Origin of the sequence: Paenibacillus sp. VT-400 (genome assembly GCF_001029205.1) — a bacterium.
In the GTDB taxonomy this organism is placed as follows: Bacteria; Bacillota; Bacilli; order Paenibacillales; family Paenibacillaceae; genus Paenibacillus; species Paenibacillus amylolyticus.
In genome coordinates this window covers 132,854-154,061 of record NZ_LELF01000059.1, presented here as the reverse complement: position 1 = coordinate 154,061, position 21,208 = coordinate 132,854, and the positions used below count along the sequence as shown (strand labels likewise).

The window sequence follows — 21,208 nt, the reverse complement described above, 5'->3', positions numbered from 1 at the left end:
AGAAATGATCACATTGGTTCATTTTCAGACATGTTTGAGTGAATTTGCAGAGAAATTCGATAAGCTCGCGAGCAAGTATGATCATACGATTCAGCATAGTGCAGAGCTGGAGGCTGTGATCAATGACTATTCCCGCTTTGTGACTGATCAGGACAATAAGGCAGCCTGGGAACAGTTGGAGCATTCGGAGCTGGAAGAACTGGATTCGCTTGTGTGGGCGTTAAGAAATAAATCCGCCCAGTGTGTGGCGATCATGGAGAAATATCGTGCATTAAAGTTAGAGAACGGGGATGTGCAGATTGCCGATTATTTCAAAAACATAGAAGAGTGTATCGATAAAGAATTCGGCAGCTTCCATGTCACCTCCGATTCCAACGTATTGTTGGTAGGCTCCGGTTCATTCCCAATGACACCATTACTCATCGCCAAGCGAACAGGTGCACAGGTTGTCGGGATCGATATTGATGAAGAGTCCATTACACTCGGGCGAAAAGTGGTGGAGACACTGGGCACGGGTTTGAAGATTCGTTTGGAGTCAACATTGCTGGAAAATCTGGAGTATACCAAGGAAGCAACCCATATCATTTTCAGCTCTACGGTGGCCCCTAAATATGAGCTGCTTGATCAACTGCATGCCCTGACGAATGCACAGGTGGTTGTAGCCATGAGATACGGTGATCAGTTGAAGTCCTTGTTCAATTATCCCATGAGAGAGACGGACAGCAGCAAGTGGAAGCTGGTGGATACGATCCTGCGCCCGGATGATGTGTTTGATATTGCGTTGTACCAGAAAGCATAGGTATGCAAGTGCATCCAAGTGCGTCCAAATGGATTACAGATTGAACATTGAATTAAGGAGGCTTATATGAGCAATCTTCAGCGAATTCTGATACTCGGAACCGGACCTGCATCCATTCAGCTTGCGGTAACGCTCAAAGATCATCTCAACTGCTGTATAGGCATTACGGGGAGACAATCGGTTCGTTCAGCGTCCGTATTCTCAGCCCTCGAACAGAGCAATGGGCGTATTCAGGTCAACATTCAAAATGAGAAACATCAATCGCTCGCAGGTGAGTGTTACGTTGATCATGTGTTCAAGGGATATGACACCATTGATGGTAAATGGGATACACTCATTTTGGCGGTTACCACCGATGCGTATATCGATGTACTGGAACAAATGAATGATGAATTCATCAAACAACTGAAATGTATCATTTTGATTTCTCCAACGTTCGGGTCCAATCGACTGGTAACCCATTATATGAGAGAGCGGAATGCGGCGCCGGAAGTGATCAGTTTCTCTACCTACCTCGGAGATACTCGTTGGATGCACGAGCATCCGTCGAATCATGTGATTACTACAGGGGTCAAGAAAAAGGTTTATATCGGTTCCACACGTTCCCCGTCTGAACAGGTCAGTAAGCTATGCCAAGTGTATGAGCGTTTGGGTGTTGCGCTGGAAGTGATGCGATCCCCACTGGAGGCGGAAACGAGAAATATTTCGTTGTACGTGCATCCACCTTTGTTCATGAACGACTTCTCATTAGAAGCCATCTTTGGAGCATCGAATATTCAGAAATACATATACAAGATGTATCCTGAAGGTCCGATTACACAAGTTTTGATACGGGAAATGCGGGCACAGTGGCAGGAGATTATGAATATTACGGACCGACTCCATATCCAGGGAGTGAACCTGCTTCAATTCATGACGGATGACAACTATCCGGTTCGATTAGAGAGTATATCACGCCAGGATATCGAGAATTTCAATCAGCTGCAGGTCATTCATCAAGAGTATTTATTATACATACGGTACACCTCATTATTGATTGATCCATTCTCGGAACCCGATTCGGAAGGGAAATATTTTGACTTTTCAGCAGTCCCATTCCGCAAAACGTTCATGAACCGCGAAGGAGAACTGGACATCCCCCGTATGCCCAAGGAAGATTACTACCGCATCAAAATCATTCAGGGCATAGCCAGACACCTCGATGTGAGCTGTCCAACGATTGATCAATTTATCGCCAGATATGAAGCGAAGCTTCAGGAAGTGGCTGAGGCAAACCCAAATCAACGCTTGTCCGACGCCTTTGTGATCCAATCCTTTGACGAGGATATCCGTATGATCTGCACCGGACTTTGAGTAATAGGGTCTGATTACATTTAAATAATGCAAATTAAATTTTGTTTTACACAGTAACGGAGGGGGCAGAAAGAACCTGAAGAAGCGAAGCGTTCGCCTTTATCACCGGATTTTCTCTTTGGAAAAGAGATCAAAAAAATCTGGGGATAACAGCGATCGGAAGGTTGTTCTGACCACGTAGTGGTCTTGTGTAAAGTTTGAATTTTAATTTGCTCATCAGGAGGAAATGTTGTGAAAAAGGGTCTTACTTTTACATCCATACTATTGCTGGTGTCTGCCATTGCGCTGCTCGCCGGATGCGCTCAGAGCACAAAAGAGAAAGAGAGCGCCCAAACGGAGCCTGCCAATAGCCAGGTACAAACTGAACTTATCTATGCTTCTGCCAAAGATATTAATGATATGAACCCCCATCTGTACACGGGTTCCATGCCTGCACAAGGGATGGTATACGAGTCACTGGTGGAAAACACGCCTGACGGGATCAAGCCATTGCTGGCTGAATCATGGGATATCTCCGAGGATGGCAAGACGTATACTTTTCATCTGCGACAAGATGTGAAATTCCATGACGGAGAGTCGTTCAACGCAGAGGCAGTTAAACAAAATATCGATGCAGTACAGGCGAATGCCGAAAAACATGCCTGGATCAAGCTGTCTACCAAAATCACGAGTGTAAAAGTTATCGATGAGCATACGGTGGAGCTGACGCTGTCGGAAGCCTATTATCCGGCACTGGTGGAATTGTCCATGACAAGACCTTACGTCTTCATATCACCCAAGGATTTCAAAGATGGCGGAACCAAAGACGGAGTGAGTGGTTTCCACGGTACAGGACCTTACAAGCTTACTGCTCATAAAGTTGAAGAGAATGCCACGTTTGAAGCCAATGAAGACTATTGGGGTGGTGCACCTGCAATCAAGAAAATCACATCCAAGGTTCTTCCGGCAGGTGAAACGACATTCCTGGCATTGCAAAAGGGAGAGATCAACTTTGTGTTCACCGATGACCGGGGAGCAGATAGTATCGATGTGGAGGCCATGGACCAATTGGCTGAATCCGGTGATTATCAAGTGGTTCGAAGTGAAGCGATGAATACCAATATGATCGTAGCCAATAGCAGTCGCGAGAATAGTCCGGTTCAGGAAACGGCAGTGCGGGAAGCGTTATGGGTGGGCATTGATCGGGAAACGATCAGTAAAGATATTTTCAACGGAACGCAGACTGTAGCGGACACGCTATTTTCAGCCAATGTCAATTACGCCAAGGTAGACCTTAAGAAACGGGAGTATGATCCGGAAATGGCTAAAAATCTTCTGGACCAAGCTGGCTGGACATTGGCAGATGGTGAAATGGTGAGAACGAAGAACGGTCAGCCTTTAGCCGTGAAACTATACTATGACAGCAACTCGTCTTCACAGAAAATACAGGCCGAATTGATTCAGTATTCCACGAAAGAATTGGGGATTCAGCTTGAAATATTGGGCGAAGAGTCCACTTCCATTGCGAATCGGAGAGCTACCGGGGAATATGATCTGCTCTTTAATCAAACCTGGGGACTGGCCTATGATCCACAGAGTACCATTGCAGCATTTACGTCAGATTCGGCATACAAGCATACGACAAGCGGAATTGCCGAAGCAGATGAACTGTACCAGAAAATTGATGCGGTCATGGTTTCCACGGATGAGACATCACGCCAATCCATTTATGCCGACATTATGAAGATCGTCCATGATGAAGCGTTGTTCATTCCGATTACCAACGGGCGTGTTACCATAGTCGCTCCTGAGAATCTCGATGGAATCTCATTCAAGCAGACCCAATATGAACTACCTTTTGAAAAAATGAATTTTAAATAGAGCGGAGATGGATATGGGAAGTTATATCATCAAAAGGATTCTGTTAACCATCCCTTTACTGATTATCATTTCATTTATAACGTTTGTCCTGATTAATCTATCTCCCTTGGACCCGGCGGTTGTTGTGTTACAGGCACAGGAAGTTCCGCAGATCACAGAGGAATTAATTGCCCAGACCAACAAGGCATTGGGGTTCGATCAGCCGTTCATGATCCAGTATGTGAACTGGATTATGGCTGTTGTGCAGCTGGACTTTGGCAATTCTTATGTATCTGGTGAACCCGTGTGGTCTCTGATGGGGCCGGCTTTTATGAACACATTGAAGTTAACGCTTGTCTCATCGGTATTTATTATTGCGCTGTCCATCCTGCTGGGTGTGATCTGTGCCATGAGAGAAGGCAAGCTGCTGGATCGATCGGTCAGAGGTATTTCCTTTTTCCTTACCGCCATGCCGTCCTACTGGCTTGCAGCCATGATGATCTGGTATTTTTCCGTCAAGCTGGACCTGTTACCTACCAGTGGCATGGATTCGTATCGAAGCTACATTCTACCGGTGATTGTGATCACAGTGAGTTATACGGGCATTTATTTCCGAACGGTTCGAAGTTCCATGCTGAGCAATATGAATGAGGACTATGTGTTATATGTACGGGCAAGTGGTCTGAGCGAGAAGAAAGTCACCCTGCATATTCTGAGAAATTCATTACAGGTGGCCGTGTCCATCTTTTGCATGGCGATCCCGATCGTGTTGGGCAGTACGGTGGTTATCGAAAATGTATTTGCCTGGCCGGGGCTCGGGAGGCTCAGCGTGAAATCCATTTTAAGCAGGGATTTTCCGATTATTCAGGCGTATGTTCTGATGTTGGCTGTCACCTTTGTCTTGTTTAACACGTTATCCGACATCATTAATGCGGCGATGAATCCCCGTTTGAGAAAGGAATTCTGATGCGAATATTGAAAAATCTGTGCAAAGACAAGCTTGCGTTGACCTCTTTGATGGTAATTATCGTCATGATTATAGCGGGCATTTTCGCCCCTCTTATTGCGCCGCATGATCCTGGACAAGTGAATATGAAGCTTCGTTATGCCTCCTCATCCTGGGATTATCTATTAGGCAATGATCATCTGGGTAGATGTGTATTATCCCGGCTTATCTATGGAATCCGTCCAAGTGTGTTATGGGTTCTGGTTGCGCTGAGCCTTTCTGTTCTGATTGGAGCTATTGTCGGATTCGTCGCGGGTTACTTCAAGGGAAAAGTGGATGCGTGGATCATGAGAGTCTGTGACATTATGCTGTCTTTCCCTGGGTACGTGATGACACTGGCGGTGGTTGGCATTCTGGGTGCAGGACTGGAGAATATTTTGATTGCCTTTGTGTGGATGAAATGGGCCTGGTTTGCCCGCGTTATTCGAACATCTGTGATGCAATTCTCCGATATGGATTATGTGAAATTTGCCAAAGCCTCCGGCACACCCAATCTGAGAATTATAACCAAACATATTGTTCCGGTTACTTTTGCCGATATTGCTGTCATTGCCAGTGGTTCCATGTGTTCGATGATGTTGCAGATCTCCGGCCTTTCCTTTCTGGGGCTTGGAATCCAGGCTCCGCATGCGGAGTGGGGCATGATGCTCAATGAGGCGAGGGAAGTCATGTTCTCCAGACCTGAATTGATGTTGGCACCGGGCCTGGCCATTGTGGTGGTCGTGTCTGCTTTTAATTTTCTATCGGATGCCCTTCAAGTGGCTCTGGACCCCAAATTGATGACCTCTCAAGGTAAGTCTGACAAGTCTTACGAAAGTGAGGTGAGAAAGACTACTTATGAATATAGTCGAGGTTGAACATTTGAAAGTCTGGGACACCAATACAGGTAAAGTGATCATTCATGACAGTTCATTTGAAGTTAAGCCGGGAAGCTGTATGGCCATCGTGGGGGAAAGTGGTAGCGGCAAGTCCGTTACGTGTAGGGCTATTATGCGACTGAACAAGCCAGGGATTCGCCAATCGGGCACAATGTTATTTCAGGGCGAAGACCTGAACCAGCTTTCGGAACCGGAGATGCGGCGTAAGCGGGGCAAGCATCTGTGTATGATTTTGCAGAATGGCATGAGTGCATTTGATCCCTCCTGTGTCATTGGTGTCCATATTCGGGAGACGCTTCAGCAGCATTTTGGCTGGAATACCCGCGAGATTGAACGGAAAATCATGAATGCCATGGAAAGCGTCATGCTCAGACATCCGCGCGAGATTCTGAATCAATATCCACATCAGCTGTCCGGTGGGATGCTGCAACGAATCATGATCGCACTGGCATTGGTGCTTGAGCCCGATCTCATTATTGCGGATGAGCCAACAACGGCGCTGGATACGATCTCTCAATATGAAGTGGTGGAGCAATTGATTCAATTACGCGAACGCATGGGCTGTTCCATGATGTTCATCTCCCATGATCTCGGCGTCGTTCAGAAGATTGCAGATGACGTGATGGTCATGAAGGATGGAAGCATCGTAGAGCGTGGCAGCATGCATTCTGTTTTGACAGAGCCGAAGCATGCCTATACGCAGTATCTGGTCTCTACCCGGTTGGAGCTAAGCAATCATTTTAAGGCGTTGATGCAGGAGGACTTATAGATGCTAAAGGTGGAAGGTATTGAAAAATCATATAACCAAGGTGGACTGTTCTCCAAGCACAGACAACAGGTGTTGAATCAGGTTACCTTTGAATGCCGGCATGGCGAATGTCTGGGCATCATCGGTGAAAGCGGAAGCGGCAAATCCACGTTGGGCCGTCTGATTCTGGGCATTGAACGCCCTGATCGTGGAACGATCTCGCTGCATGGTAAAAACGTACAGGATCGACGTGTACGGATAGGTAACATCAGCGCTGTTTTTCAAAATTATACGTCCTCCATCAATCCATTTCTTACCGTGGAAGCTGCCATTATGGAACCGATGCAAGCGCAGCAAAAGCTGCGAAAAGATCAGGGTAACTCAGAGAAGGTGGATCTGTTGCTGCACCAAGTTGGACTGGACCCTTCCTATAGATCCAAATATCCGCATGAACTATCCGGCGGGGAGGCTCAGAGAGTGTGCATAGCCAGGGCCATCTCCACCGCTCCCAAATGCATCGTGTTTGATGAAGCGATCAGCTCACTGGACGTGTCTGTTCAGATTCAGGTACTGCAATTGTTAAAAGAGCTTAAGGAAATCTACAAGCTGAGTTATGTCTTTATCACGCATGATATACAGGCGGCAGCTTATATCTGTGACAGGGTTATCATTTTCAGAGAGGGTCAGATTGAAGAGATCGTTCCTATTGAGCAGCTAAAGGATGTTCAGTCAGACTATGCGAAGAAATTATTGAAGCATTTAATTACATTTTAGGGGGAACACCCATTGTGAGTGGAGTGATGTCTTGGCCTTTTCTGCGCTTGTACATACTGGTTCTTCTATATTTCAGTGCCAATGCCATTCTTAACGTGATCATCCCATTACAAGGGGAGTCCTTGGGCGCGAGCGGTACAACGATTGGACTGATCATGGGCGCTTATATGTTCACAACGATGTTTTTCAGACCCTGGGCAGGTCGGATTATTCAAAAGCACGGTCCGATCAAAATATTGCGTTTGATTCTGATCATCAATGGATTTGCCCTGATTTTATATACCTTTACGGGACTCGAGGGTTATTTGGTTGCTCGTATTTTGCAGGGGGTATCGACAGCGTTTTTCTCCATGGCCTTGCAGATTGGCATTATTGATGCACTTCCGGAGAAAGATCGGTCACAGGGAATTTCGTATTATTCGTTGTTCAGTTACATACCGGGGATCGTGGGGCCTGTTATCGCGTTAGGAATCTGGCAGACGGGTGGTATGGATTATTTTACAGTGGTTCTGATCGGCATTGCCGTCTGTACGGGTGTCTTCGGATATACCGCCAAAATGGAACCAAACAAGGAGCAACCTGCTGAGAATCTTTCGGAGCAGAACGTGAGTATGTGGGAATCCTTTGCTCAGTTGGTGAAGAATCCGTTGCTGTTTCGATGCAGTGTATTGATGCTTGCTGCTTCCGTTGTATTTGGTGCAATTACGACCTTTATTCCGCTGTATGCGAGCCAAGTACCAAATGGGAATGCGGGTGTGTATCTGATGCTTCAGGCCGGGACAGTTGTGCTGGCTCGAATCATGCTCCGGAAAAGGATTCCTTCTGATGGGAGATGGCATTCTCCTTTTATCATGGGTACCCTGTTTCTTTTGGCCGTTGCTGCCCAATGTGTGAGTTTTTCGGTGACAGGAGGCGTAGTCTTTTTCTATGTCGGGGCTATATTCATGGGCATTGCTCAAGCCATTCTGTATCCGACGCTCACGACCTATTTGTCTTTTGTGTTGCCTAAGCTGAACCGGAATGTCCTGATCGGGTTATTTATCGCGATGGCTGATCTGGGTATTTCTCTGGGTGGTGTGATTATGGGACCCGTCGCTGACTTCTCTTCCTATTCATTTATGTACATGATCTGTGCTATCCTAGGAGCGGTAATGATCGTTTTTGCCTATGAACGGCGAAGACCCGTGACAGGTACATCTGTGAGTTGACTGCCAGGAGAGAAAGTGGTGAAGAACGTTTGAAGTCTTCGATGAATGCAACATCCAATGGAAAATTAAATCCGGTATCCTTTTCGTTTATCCGGTTTTATATGCTGGCCTTTTTATTTTTTGCGGCAAATTCAGCTTTGACGATTATTCTGCCTTTGAGAAGCGAAGCCGCTGGATTAAATCAGGCTGAGATTGGTCTGATGATGGGGGCATATATGTTCACCTGTATGCTCTTGAGACCTTTTGCAGCGCAGTTGCTGGGTAAGCATGGGCCACTTCGAGTGATGCAATGGCTATTGCTTTTGCATGCGGGAACGCTGCTGTTATTTGTTGTTTTTGGTGTGGAGACGTATCTGTGGTTGCGGGCCCTGCAAGGGGTAGCTACGGCCTTTTTCTCCATGACGATGCAGGCAGGCATTGTGGAAAAGCTGGAGGACAAAGACCGGGCACAAGGGCTGTCCATGTACACCCTGTTTACGATGGTTCCTTCTCTGGTCATTCCGATCCTCGCCATACAAATCTGGGAAAATGCCAGTGATCTGGCGTTTACGCTGCTGATGATCGGACTGGCGGCGCTGCCACTTCTGATTGGATATAATGTGGATTTGCCGCGGAGTACCGTGCAGAACAAATCGTACACCTTGGGCGACATGTTTCGTTCATTCGGCGGCATCTGGCGCAGTACGCCACTGCTGATTAGCAGTGTGGTGATGTTGTTTGCGTCCTGCGTCTTTGGGGCGACAGCGACCTTTCTTCCCCTGTATATGGTATCCACCGGAATGGAGAGTGCAGGGGTATTTCTGACGATACAGGGATTGGTTGTGATCCTGTGCAGGTTTATTTTGCGTAAAAAAATTCCGTCCGACGGTAGCTGGAATACCTGGCTGATGGCAGGGTTAATGCTGTGTGCAGCACTGGGAACCCAGTTACTCAGCTTAATGGAGATCATCGGGCCATTGGTGTATCTCTCCGCGGTGTTCAGCGGTTTTGCCCTGGCACTGTTGTACCCGACATTAACCACATATCTGTCCTTTGTGCTGCCTGCGGATTCCAGATATGTACTCATGGGGATTTTCATGTCCTCGTATGACCTTGGATTCTCTATGGGCGGATTGGCGATGGGGCTTATTGTGCAAGCGAGTTCGTATTCGACCATGTTTATGATCTGCACGTTGCTCTTTGTTGCAGCGATGGTACTGGTGTTGGTGTTCAGGCAACGGATGGAAGCGGGCAATAAGGTTGCATCTGTGGTGGCAAGCTAAACGGTATTGTAGTGGAATGATCCTGGGCAGTGATAGGCAGTCGGATATTACTGCCAGGTATCAGTTATTGTGGTGCGATTGGAGCGCCGATGTGAATAGTAAAGTAAAGGCTTATGGACTGAATTTTCCGGAACGTATTGTCAGGATACGAAGCTGAAGGAGACAGATCATGAGTCTTTTTTATATCTAGAATTTATAAGTTTTCAGCGGAGCAGGACAATTCGATTATCGCAAGAAAAACTACAACTTAACGCGGTGTTCCTTCTGTGAAAGTACGTCGATAGATGTTTTTTCTTATCCATTTTTCTGGACTATTTCGTAAAAATAGTTTGACAATGACCGTCTAACAGGATTATAGTCATTGTTGTTAATCGTAATAATTACTATTAAAGTCCGAATTACACAGACTGCACATATAAGGAGTAGATTTCTATGACACAAAAGCAAGTTCCGGTAACCGTACTAAGTGGTTACCTCGGTTCAGGGAAAACGACGGTTTTGAATCACGTGTTGAACAACAGACAAGGGCTTAAGGTTGCCGTAATCGTTAACGACATGAGTGAGGTCAATATTGATGCAGCGCTGGTCAAGGGGGAGGCAACCTTGTCTCGAACCGAAGAGAAGCTGGTGGAGTTGTCGAACGGCTGTATCTGCTGCACCTTGCGGGATGATCTGATGCAGGAGATTGAGAAGCTGGTGAACGAAGGCAAGTATGACTATATTTTGATCGAATCCACCGGCATCAGTGAACCTGTTCCAGTTGCACAGACCTTTACATATGCCGATGAAGAGTCGGGTATTGACCTGACTAGTCTGGCCCGATTGGATTGTTTGGTAACGGTAGTAGATGCCAATCGATTCTGGCATGATTTTGGATCAGGACAGAGTCTTCTGGATCGTAATCAGGCGACCGGAGATGAAGACACCCGTGACGTTGTAGACTTGTTGATTGATCAGATCGAAACCTGTGATGTGCTGCTGCTGAACAAATGTGATCTGGTCGATGACACCGAGCTGAACAAGCTCGAAGGTATCATCCGGAAGCTACAGCCTAACGCCAAGATCATTCGGACTGAGAATGGACAGGTGAATCCGTCTGAGATTCTGAATACAGGCCGCTTTGATTTTGAGAAAGTGAGCATGTCCGCTGGGTGGATTCAGGAGCTGGAGAAGGAGTCGCATACACCGGAAACCGAGGAATATGGTATTGGTTCCTTTGTCTATCGCCGGAGAAAGCCATTCCATCCTTCCCGTCTGGCTGAATTCATGAGTTACTGGCCGGAAGAAGTGGTACGTGCCAAAGGTTTGGTATGGCTCGCGGCCGAGGGGGATGTTGCGGCAAGCCTCAGTCAGGCAGGGTCATCCATTCAGTTCGGTCCTGCGGGACTTTGGGTCGCGGCGTTGCCCGAAGCGGACAAAGAAGAGATTTTGCGTAACGAGCCGGATGTTCTGGAGAAATGGGATGCCCAGTGGGGAGATCGTCAGACGGAGCTTGTCATGATTGGGATCGAAATGGAACGTGCAAGCATTGAAGATGAGCTGGACCAGTGCCTGCTCAGTGATGAAGAAATGCTGGGAGACTGGGGCCATTTCGACAATCCACTGCCATGGCCTGTGGAAGCCGTGTAAACTCGGAAGATGATGTTCTAAACATAAATTTAATGGATAAAGGAGCTGTATTTCATGGCTAAAAAATCAAAAGTGGTACGTGAGAAGCAACGTCAGGCGATCGTGGCAAAATATGCGGACCTGCGCCGGGAACTGAAGGAGAAAGGGGATTACGAGGCATTGCAGAAATTGCCGCGTAATGCATCTCCGACCAGACTAAAGAATCGTTGTGAAGTGACAGGTCGCCCGCGGGGTTATCTACGCAAGTTCAAGGTATCTCGGATTAAGTTCAGAGAACTGGCTCATCAAGGACAGATTCCTGGTGTAACAAAATCCAGCTGGTAAAATGATCAAGGGATGTAGCTGACCACCATTGCATGAAGGCAGGTTGTTGTGTGCTTGGAGCTGCATGTGGTGCGTAGAACAGAGGTGGTATTTTGCTGAAAGGATGTACATACTTCATGCTGGACTTGTTTACGTTACGAAGAATTCAGTCCGTAATGAACGGATATATTCACGAGAAGGTACCCGCGCCACTACTTACGATGGTGAAGTTGACATATGAGATGAATGATAATGAATTGATCTTGACCGAAGAAAGACCCGCCGAGGAACGGTATCAATGGGATAAGCTGCATATTGCCCGATTTTACTGGGAAGAAAATCAGTGGAAAGTGTATGCCAGAGATGAACAGAGCAGCTGGAATCCGGTAGATGTTATTACACCTTGTTCTGATTTTGAGAATGTGCTCGAGCAGGTGGAACGGGATGAGGCTGGACTGTTCTGGCGTACGTGAGCGAGATCGGTTAAGAGTATATTTCATTCGTGAAAATTAATGTTAACTCAGACAAATATGGCGTATATGCAACCGAGTTCGAAGCTAGCGAAACAGTGGCTAGCATCGGGCTTTTTTTGTGTCCAAAAATCATTGAAGCAAAGAGGGGGGGCGATCTTTTGGTCTGCCTTCCTTAATGGGCAAAAGAATAAATAAAATCTGTTTTACAATAAAAATTTATTGTAAAACGATAAATATTATGATAAATTCATATCACTTAAAACAAGTGAGGTGCTTTTTGTGAAGCGAGGTACAACCATCTTTTTAAAATTGGCTGTGTTGCTTATTGGTGTTCCCATTCTTGCCTTATGTATATTCGGCATACCCTGGTTAGCAAACAATCCGGTGAATCCGAATTATGCAGGTGCACTATACCCCATAGTGATTATTATGTATGTGTCCGTTATTCCGTTTATCGTTGCACTGTACCAGGCATTCCGTCTGCTGAGCTACATCGACAAAAATGAAGCGTTCTCTCTAATGTCAGTGAAATCTTTAAAAACAATAAAATATTGTGCTATTGTAATCAGTAGTCTCTATTTTGTGATGTTGCCATTTGTTTATGTTGTAGCAGAGAAAGATGATGCCCCAGGCCTCATTCTTATGGGAATGGTTCCTATTTTTGCTTCATTGGTCATTGCAGTGTTTTCAGCGGTGCTCCAAAGATTGTTACAGGAAGCGATTGATATCAAATCAGAAAATGACCTGGTGGTCTGAGGTGAATATATGGCCATTATAATCAATATTGATGTGATGTTGGCAAAGCGGAAAATGACGGTTACCGAGCTTGCAGAGAGAGTTGAGATCACAATCGCCAATATTTCCATATTAAAAACAGGAAAAGCAAAAGCGATCCGTTTATCCACTCTGGATGCGATCTGTAAAGCACTGGATTGTCAGCCTGGAGATATATTGGAATATAAGGCTGATGAGGACGAAGATACAAATGAACTTATATAAAAAATGAACGAAAAAGACTCTGCATGTTATATGCAGAGTCTTTTTTTACATCAGCTTGTTCAAGGAATACGTCCCGTGCCCTATAACGAATGATTGTGCATCATACGGAATTGCATAGGTGTTACGTTTTCCTGGGTTTTAAAACAGCGGATGAAGTAGCTTGACTGTGAAAATCCCGTTTCCAGTGTAATTTGTTTAATGGAAAGGTTGGTTGTTGCGAGCAGCTGTTTCGCATGTAGTAGCCTGGATTCCAAGAGGAATTCCGGGAAGGAGATGCCAAACGTCTGACTGAACTTGCGGCTAAAGTATGTTGTACTGTATCCGGCAATTCCGGCAGCGTGATCAAGTGTGATGTGCTCATTACTATGAGAGCGAATATAATTCCCTGCTTCACGAATTCGCTCTGAAGTGTGATTTAAAGAAACATTGATTTGACTCGCTGCGGATTGCAATCGGGTCAGAAGTTCATATAATGTTGCTGCCACACTGTGCTCGTCCTCCACCTGATAGCCTCTGCCTAGCTCCAGCAATCGATCCATGAGCGCGGTAACCACCGGAAAGTTGGAACATTGAAACAGCCAGGGCTCGTCAACGCCTTTTCCATTTAACAGTTCTTCGAGACGAATACCGTAGAAGTGAATCCAACGAATACTCCAAGGGTCATCCAAATCTGAATAGTAGGTTTGTCTGAGACCGGGACCGTAGAGGAATCCCTGCCCTCGTGTTAGCTCATAACGAGTGGTTCCCGTGTCCAGAAATCCTTTACCTTCAAGTACAAGGTGCAGATTATAGCATTGATCCAAATTGATTTCGGTTGTGCCATATTCTCGATGTACACGATGTTTCGGAAAGTCACTGTACCCTCCAATAAAATCGGGAAAGCATACATGTCTGGGGAAAACCGGCTTGGGGAGAAAGATGTGTTCTTTCACGTGCATCCTCCATTTAAACGCAATATTTTTATGTAGTGAACTGAAATGGATTCATCCCACTGTTATTTGAATATTCAGCAATGACAATATTTTATTATAAGTCGCATAATCTTGTCATTTATTATATGTGAAGGTTCCAATAGAATGGAGGCAATATGGCAGGTTAAGGGGGCAATCAAAGGTGGCAAAATCAATCCAATTGGATGAATTAAAAATGGGGGTCTGTTATTACCCTGAGCACTGGTCGGAAGCGTTGTGGGAGGACGATTTCCGTAGAATGAAAGAGATGAATATCACAGTTATTCGGATGGCTGAATTTGCATGGTCCATCTTTGAGCCGGAAGAAGACCAGTTCGATTTTAGTTTTTTCCAGAAGGCACTGGATCTGGCGCATCAATATGGTTTGAGCGTTATTTTGGGAACACCTACTGCAACTCCACCAGCGTGGTTAACATCCAAATATCCAGAAGTATTAAACGCAAATAAAGACGGGGTGTTGTATCAACACGGCATGCGGCGTCATACCAACTACAGCAGCCCAATCTTCAGACAGCAATGTGAAAAAATCGTGCGCAATATGGTGATTGCCTATAAAGATCATCCGGCTCTTATTGGATGGCAGATCGATAACGAATTCAATTGTCATATGGATGTTTTCTATGCTGAGGCTGACCATGTCGCCTTCCGTGAATGGTTAAAGGATCGTTATGAATCGTTAGAGAATCTGAACCAAGCATGGGGAACCGTTTTCTGGAGTCAGACCTATACTGACTGGGAGCAAGTTCACCTTACCCGAAATATGGTCAGCCAATCGCCCAACCCTCATTTGGCACTAGATGAAAAGAGATTCATCTCCGCCAATAACATTTCATTTGCCAAGCTTCAGGTGGACATCATTCGGGAACTGGACCCGGAACATTGGATCACAACAAACGGTACGTTTGGACACTTGGATAATCATGAAATGACAGAGGAGCTATTGGATTTCTTCTCCTATGATTCGTATCCGCAGTTTGCCACGATCTTCCCAGGGACAGACGATAACTCATTACAAGATCGGGCCTGGAGCATGAAACTGTCGAACGTACGTAACATGTCACCGAACTTCTGCGTCATGGAACAACAGTCTGGGCCAGGAGGCTGGGTCGACAGTATAGGCATGGGTACGCCAAGACCGGGACAGATCCGATTATGGTCGTATCAATCTGTTCTTCACGGAACAGATCTACTCGTCTACTTCCGCTGGCGGACGGCAACATTTGGCACGGAGATGTACTGGCATGGCATCAATGATTACCATAATCAACCCAACAGAAGAGTACGCGAGGTTGCACAAGTAGGGGAAGAGTTTGCCAAGATCGGGCGTGTTATTGCGGGCACTACATATCAAGCCGATGTTGCGATCCTACAGGATTACGATAACATCTGGGATGGAGAGTTGGATGAGTGGCACGGCCCGCTTCAGCAACAGAGTGTACGCTCCTGGTATAAACAGCTCCAGTATCGTCATATTCCGACGGACATGGTTACACTGCAACCAACGACAACACTGGAGGAGTTATCCGAGTATAAGGTGATCATCTATGCTCACCCGGCCATCATGACAGACGAGACAGCAGAACTTCTGCAAGCCTATGTCAGTCAAGGGGGAACCCTGTTTTTCGGTGCTCGCACCGGATATAAGGATCTCAAGGGGCATTGTTATATGAGACCGTTCCCTGGGGCTGTCGCTGAGTTGTGTGGTGTAACCGTAGAGGACTTTACCTTAATCAAAGGAACCATTCCAGCAGCCAAACTGCAATGGAATGGGGCGAGTGAGCGACTTCAGGAGGGAACGTCAACGGCCGGATTTAACGAAGTTCTTTATGTGGAGCATGCTGACGTGCAGGTCATGGCTGAGTATACATCTGAATATTATGCAGGTAGTCCTGCATTGACCAAACGTACGGTAGGTCAGGGGCAGGTATGGTATTATGGGGCAGCTTACAACGAGCCGGTGGTAGATGCTCTACTAGATGAAATAGGGCTATCTTCACCTGTGAATGACCTGATAGAGGTACCGTCTGAAGTTGAACTTGGTATCCGTTCCGGTAAGGATAAAGCTTATGTATTTTTACTCAACTACTCGGATCAACAAGTCCCCATTAACCTTAAGAAGCAAGCAAAAGAGTTAATGTCAGGTACAACACTTCAGAATGAGATCAACATGCCGGCGTATGGTGTATTCATCCTGGAGATCGATTTGCCACATTAAAAAATTCAATCATCCATATCATGCATTATTTATAGAATGAAACACCAAAAGCGCCTTGCAGCCATTGCAAGGTGCTTTGTATATACATGATGTAATTGTGATGCGCAACATCCATTAAGCATGGGTGTTTTTGGCTATATCTCGTATAACTATGCTTCGTACAAAATTTCACCTGTTCGCGATACATCATATCCCTCGAATGATTGCAGTTCCTGCCTGAACTCCGGCGATTGGAGAATCCGCAGGACCAATTCGGTCCAGGCTTCATTACCTTGCTTCCTCAGCATGACCAGATCATAGCGCTCCTGAGTGAGCGGGACAAAATCAACCTGACCCACAAGTCGTGCAGCTTTTTCAATGCCAACTCCGACATCAGCTTCACCTGAACTGACTTTGGCAGCCACGCCCATATGACTGGTTTCCTCGGTTTCATATCCGATCAGACCTGCGGCAGGAATTCCATGCAGCCGAAGTTGCTCATCCAGCAATACTCTCGCGCCAGAACCTTTCTCCCGATTAGCTAGTCTCAGTTCAGGCTTGCTCAGATCGGTCCAATTCTGTAAGTTCTGCGGATTACCACGCTGTACATATAGTCCGGCAGGACGTGACAGCAGGTTTACCACAACATAGGACCGCCCCGTCAGAATTTTGCGAATATACGGCAGATTATACTCACCGGTATCTCCGTCGAGCAGATGGGTGCTGACCAGATCGGACTCACCGCGATACATCGAGATAAGCCCATCCAAACTACCCATGAACGAACGTAGCGGACGAATGTCCCGAGTTTGTTTTTCCATATGGCGCATTAGAATATCCAGACTGACATCCTGACCTGTTATGACCAGATGCCGTGGTACAGCAGTCATTGCATGAGCAGAACTCGCTGGAGTAATCGCATGCGTAGACCCAACGGGTGTAGTCGATTGTAAGGAAGTTCCCTGAAAATCACCCTGACCTGGCTGGGTCCCTGATGCCGAGGTCTGATGAGGAGTCGGGATACGCTGCGCTGAGGACTGAAGTTGTTTGGAGCGACGTTTATATGCCTCCAGATCGGTTGCATCAATTCGCATTTGTTTACCCACACGGTATGCGACGAGGTCTCCTTTTTTGATCAGGTCATAGACCGTCAGTTTCGATATTTTGAGTAGCTTGGATATTTCTTCGGTTGTGTAGGATTGCTCCTCCGTCATAAGTGAAGATCCTCCTTCAAAGGTATAGAGCAATTATGGTTTTATTATGAATGTTTCTTGTACTATATCATTAATTGAGGGATGCCATAAACCTGAGAGCACGCAATACACGCATAGGACAGATAACAAAAATCAAATGTGATCTTAATCACCTTCCCATTTTTTTTGTCTTGTGTATAATTAGATATAATCAATTATAACTAGTTATATCTAAAGATAACGTTGGGGGAGAAATGAATGAGAAAGAGAATCGGATATGTGTTGGGAAGTATGTCACTGGGACTGGCTCTTGTATTGGCTGGTTGCGGCGCAAACACGGGCACTACGGATACATCCACAGGTGCAGAACAAACGACCTCAACGCCAGCGGCATCAGGTGAAAGTTCATCAGCAGGAAATAACGATCCTCAGGAAACGGTAGATCTGACGATCTCTGCGGCGGCCAGTCTGACCGATGCAATGAAAGAGATTGAAACCAATTATGAGCTAGCTAATCCTTATATAGAACTTAATTTTAACTTTGGAGCCTCGGGTGCCTTGCAACAGCAGATTGAACAGGGTGCCCCGGCTGATGTCTTTGTATCGGCGGCAACGAAAAATATGAATGCGCTAGTGGATGAAAACCTGATTGCATCGGGCGATCAGAAGAATCTGCTACAGAATTCACTGGTGGCCATAGTGCCAGCAGATGGGACCCACACAGTAACCAGTGAAACGGATCTCACCAGCGACTCCATCAAGACGGTAGCCATTGGGATTCCGGAAAGTGTTCCTGCGGGAACCTATGCCAAGGAAGCTCTGACCAATGCCAAGCTGTGGGATGAACTGGAAAGTAAGCTTGTGCAGGGGAAAGACGTTAGACAGGTTCTTCAATATGTAGAGACGGGTAATGCAGATGCAGGATTTGTATATAAAACGGATGCTCTTACTTCGGATCAGGTGAAAATTGCGTTTGAGGTGGACAAGAACAGCTACACACCAGCCAACTATCCAATAGGCATTATTGAAGGAACCAAACACCGTACAGAGGCCGAACAATTTTATGCGTATTTACAAACCCCTGAAGTGCTCGATATCTTCGCGAAATACGGATTCACAATTCCGGAATGAATGTGAACGCCATAGACTGGTCCGTATTCTGGTCACCGGTGCGCCTATCGCTTCAGGTAGCGTTATTATCCAGCGTAGTGGCCACTGTGCTCGGAATTGCGATAGCCTGGAAGATGTCACGTTCTTCATTTCGGGGAAAGATTCTGCTGGAAACGGCATTTATGCTGCCGCTAGTCCTTCCTCCGACGGTGGTTGGATTTCTGTTACTTGTCATATTGGGGCGTAAAAGTCTGTTTGGACAATGGATTGAAGCCATATTCTCCGCACCGGTTATTTTCACCTGGTGGGCTGCGGTGATTGCTTCGGTGGTGGTTGCTTTTCCACTGGTGTATCAGACGATGAAATCGGGATTCAGTGGTGTGGATCGTGATCTGGAGGATGCGGGTCGTTCGATTGGGGCGAATGAGTGGCAGGTCTTTCGTTACATTTCCTTGCCGCTCGCAGGCAGAGCATTGATGACCGCCTTCATCCTGGGCTTTGCCCGGGCACTCGGCGAATTCGGTGCGACACTGATGATTGCAGGCAATATTACGGGCAAAACACAAACGGTACCCACGGCAATCTATGTCGCTGTGGATTCGGGCAATCAGACCATGGCCTGGGCATGGACTGTTTCCATTATTATCATCTCGTTTCTCATGTTACTGATGACCAGACAGCAGCGAGATGGAAAAAATGACTAATTTGATATGTGTTAATATTATATATAAAATGATGAAAAATCCGTTTTGAGGAAAGAACTTTTTTCCTTAACGCGGATTTTTATTACCAATTTCATATGTACCAATATCAATATCCTGCCAAATTGGTCTTAATGGAAATGTAAAGCTGTTTTAACATAAAAAAATAAAAATTTTCCCGAAATTTAATCGTTCAGTACTCGCTTTCAGTGGGCTTGTTCCTGTAAGATAGAAGTAATGGATTCCAGCCAAGTACTGAAATAAGGAGAGACGACGATGAACACTAAATCTGATTGCGGCGTTTCGTTGCAAATTGATGACTATCTGGATCTTTTGCATTTTGCCATCCAAATTCAGGATCAGGAATGGCAACAATCCCTTATCCGCCAACTCAAAATATTTCAGACGGCGACGGAGCAGCAACGCACACCTGAAGAGGAACTATGGACACGGTTTGATTACATCAACAGCAAACTGACAGGTCTGTGCCACCAGATTCATGCCGCTCATTCCATGGACGAACGCAAGAAGTTCGAGGAACGGATCGGTCTCTTACAATTACAGCGAGTGGAAGTTGCACGTAAAATTAAATGGGCGAGTCGCAGATAGATGAGTAGTGTACACACCAAGTGATGCACCGCCAAAATGGTATAATCAATGAGAGTCATACAAGAAGAAGCCATCCGCCAATCGATATGGGGGATGGCTTTTTCTTGTACTATAGAGAAGTCCTATAACCATATCAGGATGTCCTATTAGTTTAGTTATTGCCCTAAGATGACTTGTAATGATATTCTTTGTTCAACCTAATTCCGACTATACAAGTAAGAATGGTTTGTTAATAGGAAGAGGAATGGGAGTACACATCATATTTGCTGTGATAACAGCCTGTGGAGGAGATTGGGAATGGTTAAAAAACGGGGGATTCAAAAATTCCGGACAGCACTGCTGTTCATTACAATGCTGGCGGTACTGGCTGGATGCAGCACAGGAACTGCAAGTAATGATTCAGAATCTGCTTTGGCAGCAGGCGACACCAAAGTGAAAAAGATCATTGTAGGAACAGGTACACAGTTTCCGAATGTCTGCTTCATTGATGAGAATGGCAAGTTAACAGGTTATGATGTGGAACTGATCCGGGAGATCGACAAACGTTTGCCTGAATATGAATTCGAATTCAGCACGATGGATTTTAAAAATCTGTTGCTGAGTCTGGAAACAAAAAAAATTGACCTGATCGCTCACCAGATGGAAGTGAATGATGAGAGACAGGCCAAGTTCCTGTTTAATGATGAAGCCTATAATATTTTTCCAAATAAAATTGTCGTAAGTCAGAAAAATGAGGAAGTAAAATCGATTGAGGATCTCAAAGGGAAAAAACTGATTGTTGGTGCTACAAGTAATGCGGCTGTACTTGCTGAGAAATGGAATGCAGCGAACGGCAACGGGATTGATATCGTTTATTCCGGAGCGGGTGAGGATACCATTACCCAGATCAAAACAGGCCGGGTGGATGCCACCATCAGCACGCAGTTTGCCATTGATTATCAGAATAAGGCGGTTGATGCTCAGCTGAAAACGGTAGGAGATGCCCTCTCCAACTCCAAAGTATACTTCATTCTGAACAAAGATGAGCAGGAGCTCAAAACCAAAGTGGACGAAGCGCTCAAAGCGATCAAAGAAGATGGAACGTTAGGCAAACTGAGCACAGAGTGGCTTGGAGCTGACTATACGGTTGAAGAGTAGTCTGAGAAAGGTGTGCAGCGGT

Annotated in this window: 21 protein-coding genes; 19 read left to right on the top strand and 2 right to left on the bottom strand. The window is 45.9% G+C overall.

The window, feature by feature from the left end; all coding sequences use genetic code 11:
• The first annotated feature begins 4 nt into the window (after positions 1 to 4).
• The 14 genes from EL84_RS07580 to EL84_RS07515 all read left to right on the top strand — a co-directional run bounded on the left by EL84_RS07580 (position 5) and on the right by EL84_RS07515 (position 13,271).
• The gene (locus tag EL84_RS07580) at positions 5 to 799 is read left to right on the top strand and encodes a class I SAM-dependent methyltransferase (RefSeq protein ID WP_047841250.1); all 795 of its coding nucleotides are present in this window, start codon (positions 5 to 7) and stop codon (positions 797 to 799) included.
• Between the two features lie 66 nt (positions 800 to 865).
• Entirely contained in the window at positions 866 to 2,152 is a 1,287-nt protein-coding gene (locus tag EL84_RS07575; RefSeq protein WP_047841249.1) for an opine metallophore biosynthesis dehydrogenase, read from the top strand.
• A 231-nt stretch (positions 2,153 to 2,383) separates the two neighbouring features.
• Positions 2,384 to 4,012: a staphylopine-dependent metal ABC transporter substrate-binding lipoprotein gene (gene cntA, locus EL84_RS07570; protein WP_082218906.1), complete on the top strand. Its 1,629-nt coding sequence runs from the start codon at positions 2,384 to 2,386 to the stop codon at positions 4,010 to 4,012.
• A 13-nt stretch (positions 4,013 to 4,025) separates the two neighbouring features.
• Positions 4,026 to 4,958: a nickel/cobalt ABC transporter permease gene (gene opp1B, locus EL84_RS07565; protein ID WP_047841248.1), complete on the top strand. Its 933-nt coding sequence runs from the start codon at positions 4,026 to 4,028 to the stop codon at positions 4,956 to 4,958.
• Positions 4,958 to 5,854, top strand: a complete 897-nt coding sequence (gene cntC / locus EL84_RS07560) for a staphylopine uptake ABC transporter permease subunit CntC (RefSeq protein ID WP_047841247.1) — start codon at positions 4,958 to 4,960, stop codon at positions 5,852 to 5,854. Before opp1B ends, cntC begins: the two co-directional genes overlap by 1 nt.
• Positions 5,835 to 6,644 (top strand): staphylopine uptake ABC transporter ATP-binding protein CntD, encoded by an 810-nt coding sequence (gene cntD / locus EL84_RS07555; protein WP_047841246.1) that lies wholly within the window; start codon positions 5,835 to 5,837, stop codon positions 6,642 to 6,644. Before cntC ends, cntD begins: the two co-directional genes overlap by 20 nt.
• Complete coding sequence (locus EL84_RS07550; RefSeq protein WP_047841245.1) at positions 6,645 to 7,397, top strand: ABC transporter ATP-binding protein; 753 nt, start codon at positions 6,645 to 6,647, stop codon at positions 7,395 to 7,397. It abuts the gene before it with no gap.
• 14 nt (positions 7,398 to 7,411) lie between these two features.
• Positions 7,412 to 8,605: a staphylopine family metallophore export MFS transporter CntE gene (gene cntE / locus EL84_RS07545; RefSeq protein WP_047841244.1), complete on the top strand. Its 1,194-nt coding sequence runs from the start codon at positions 7,412 to 7,414 to the stop codon at positions 8,603 to 8,605.
• The gene (gene cntE / locus EL84_RS07540; protein ID WP_321163418.1) at positions 8,602 to 9,867 is read left to right on the top strand and encodes a staphylopine family metallophore export MFS transporter CntE; all 1,266 of its coding nucleotides are present in this window, start codon (positions 8,602 to 8,604) and stop codon (positions 9,865 to 9,867) included. Before cntE (EL84_RS07545) ends, cntE (EL84_RS07540) begins: the two co-directional genes overlap by 4 nt.
• A gap of 432 nt (positions 9,868 to 10,299) precedes the next feature.
• On the top strand, positions 10,300 to 11,496 hold the full coding sequence (locus tag EL84_RS07535; protein ID WP_047841242.1) for a GTP-binding protein: 1,197 nt from the start codon (positions 10,300 to 10,302) through the stop codon (positions 11,494 to 11,496).
• A gap of 54 nt (positions 11,497 to 11,550) precedes the next feature.
• Positions 11,551 to 11,820 carry a 30S ribosomal protein S14 gene (rpsN, locus tag EL84_RS07530; protein ID WP_036605831.1) on the top strand — a complete coding sequence of 90 codons (270 nt, stop codon included), beginning with the start codon at positions 11,551 to 11,553 and terminating at the stop codon, positions 11,818 to 11,820.
• A gap of 116 nt (positions 11,821 to 11,936) precedes the next feature.
• Positions 11,937 to 12,272 carry a DUF3024 domain-containing protein gene (locus EL84_RS07525; RefSeq protein ID WP_047841241.1) on the top strand — a complete coding sequence of 112 codons (336 nt, stop codon included), beginning with the start codon at positions 11,937 to 11,939 and terminating at the stop codon, positions 12,270 to 12,272.
• Positions 12,273 to 12,551: 279 nt separating this feature from the next.
• On the top strand, positions 12,552 to 13,028 hold the full coding sequence (locus EL84_RS07520) for a DUF2975 domain-containing protein (protein WP_047841240.1): 477 nt from the start codon (positions 12,552 to 12,554) through the stop codon (positions 13,026 to 13,028).
• 9 nt (positions 13,029 to 13,037) lie between these two features.
• Positions 13,038 to 13,271 carry a helix-turn-helix domain-containing protein gene (locus EL84_RS07515; protein ID WP_036605834.1) on the top strand — a complete coding sequence of 78 codons (234 nt, stop codon included), beginning with the start codon at positions 13,038 to 13,040 and terminating at the stop codon, positions 13,269 to 13,271.
• 80 nt (positions 13,272 to 13,351) lie between these two features.
• Here EL84_RS07515 and EL84_RS07510 read toward each other — a convergent pair whose 3' ends face one another.
• Positions 13,352 to 14,209: a helix-turn-helix transcriptional regulator gene (locus EL84_RS07510; RefSeq protein WP_047841239.1), complete on the bottom strand. Its 858-nt coding sequence runs from the start codon at positions 14,207 to 14,209 to the stop codon at positions 13,352 to 13,354.
• 175 nt (positions 14,210 to 14,384) lie between these two features.
• Between EL84_RS07510 and EL84_RS07505 the strand changes: the two genes are divergently transcribed.
• Positions 14,385 to 16,457: a beta-galactosidase gene (locus EL84_RS07505; protein WP_047841238.1), complete on the top strand. Its 2,073-nt coding sequence runs from the start codon at positions 14,385 to 14,387 to the stop codon at positions 16,455 to 16,457.
• Positions 16,458 to 16,606: 149 nt separating this feature from the next.
• On the opposite strand, the gene EL84_RS07500 is transcribed toward EL84_RS07505, so the two are convergent.
• Positions 16,607 to 17,650: a substrate-binding domain-containing protein gene (locus tag EL84_RS07500; RefSeq protein WP_047841237.1), complete on the bottom strand. Its 1,044-nt coding sequence runs from the start codon at positions 17,648 to 17,650 to the stop codon at positions 16,607 to 16,609.
• A gap of 237 nt (positions 17,651 to 17,887) precedes the next feature.
• On the opposite strand from EL84_RS07500, the gene modA reads away from it, so the two are divergent.
• The 4 genes from modA (at position 17,888) to EL84_RS07480 (ending at position 21,186) form a co-directional block, all read left to right on the top strand.
• On the top strand, positions 17,888 to 18,760 hold the full coding sequence (gene modA / locus EL84_RS07495; RefSeq protein WP_047841236.1) for a molybdate ABC transporter substrate-binding protein: 873 nt from the start codon (positions 17,888 to 17,890) through the stop codon (positions 18,758 to 18,760).
• Entirely contained in the window at positions 18,757 to 19,443 is a 687-nt protein-coding gene (gene modB, locus EL84_RS07490; protein ID WP_082218905.1) for a molybdate ABC transporter permease subunit, read from the top strand. The genes modA and modB overlap by 4 nt, the downstream gene beginning before the upstream one ends.
• A 273-nt stretch (positions 19,444 to 19,716) precedes the next feature.
• Positions 19,717 to 20,049, top strand: a complete 333-nt coding sequence (locus EL84_RS07485; protein ID WP_017692504.1) for a hypothetical protein — start codon at positions 19,717 to 19,719, stop codon at positions 20,047 to 20,049.
• Positions 20,050 to 20,364: 315 nt separating this feature from the next.
• Positions 20,365 to 21,186 (top strand): transporter substrate-binding domain-containing protein, encoded by an 822-nt coding sequence (locus EL84_RS07480; RefSeq protein WP_036605942.1) that lies wholly within the window; start codon positions 20,365 to 20,367, stop codon positions 21,184 to 21,186.
• Positions 21,187 to 21,208 lie beyond the last annotated feature (22 nt).

Coding starts and splice junctions, on each gene's coding strand:
- EL84_RS07580 (WP_047841250.1), top strand. CDS start 5: ATGATCACATTGGTTCATTTTCAGACATGTTTGAGTGAATTTGCAGAG.
- EL84_RS07575 (WP_047841249.1), top strand. CDS start 866: ATGAGCAATCTTCAGCGAATTCTGATACTCGGAACCGGACCTGCATCC.
- opp1B (WP_047841248.1), top strand. CDS start 4,026: ATGGGAAGTTATATCATCAAAAGGATTCTGTTAACCATCCCTTTACTG.
- cntC (WP_047841247.1), top strand. CDS start 4,958: ATGCGAATATTGAAAAATCTGTGCAAAGACAAGCTTGCGTTGACCTCT.
- cntD (WP_047841246.1), top strand. CDS start 5,835: ATGAATATAGTCGAGGTTGAACATTTGAAAGTCTGGGACACCAATACA.
- EL84_RS07550 (WP_047841245.1), top strand. CDS start 6,645: ATGCTAAAGGTGGAAGGTATTGAAAAATCATATAACCAAGGTGGACTG.
- EL84_RS07535 (WP_047841242.1), top strand. CDS start 10,300: ATGACACAAAAGCAAGTTCCGGTAACCGTACTAAGTGGTTACCTCGGT.
- rpsN (WP_036605831.1), top strand. CDS start 11,551: ATGGCTAAAAAATCAAAAGTGGTACGTGAGAAGCAACGTCAGGCGATC.
- EL84_RS07525 (WP_047841241.1), top strand. CDS start 11,937: ATGCTGGACTTGTTTACGTTACGAAGAATTCAGTCCGTAATGAACGGA.
- EL84_RS07515 (WP_036605834.1), top strand. CDS start 13,038: ATGGCCATTATAATCAATATTGATGTGATGTTGGCAAAGCGGAAAATG.
- EL84_RS07510 (WP_047841239.1), bottom strand. CDS start 14,209: ATGCACGTGAAAGAACACATCTTTCTCCCCAAGCCGGTTTTCCCCAGA.
- EL84_RS07500 (WP_047841237.1), bottom strand. CDS start 17,650: ATGACGGAGGAGCAATCCTACACAACCGAAGAAATATCCAAGCTACTC.
- modA (WP_047841236.1), top strand. CDS start 17,888: ATGAGAAAGAGAATCGGATATGTGTTGGGAAGTATGTCACTGGGACTG.
- modB (WP_082218905.1), top strand. CDS start 18,757: ATGAATGTGAACGCCATAGACTGGTCCGTATTCTGGTCACCGGTGCGC.
- EL84_RS07485 (WP_017692504.1), top strand. CDS start 19,717: ATGAACACTAAATCTGATTGCGGCGTTTCGTTGCAAATTGATGACTAT.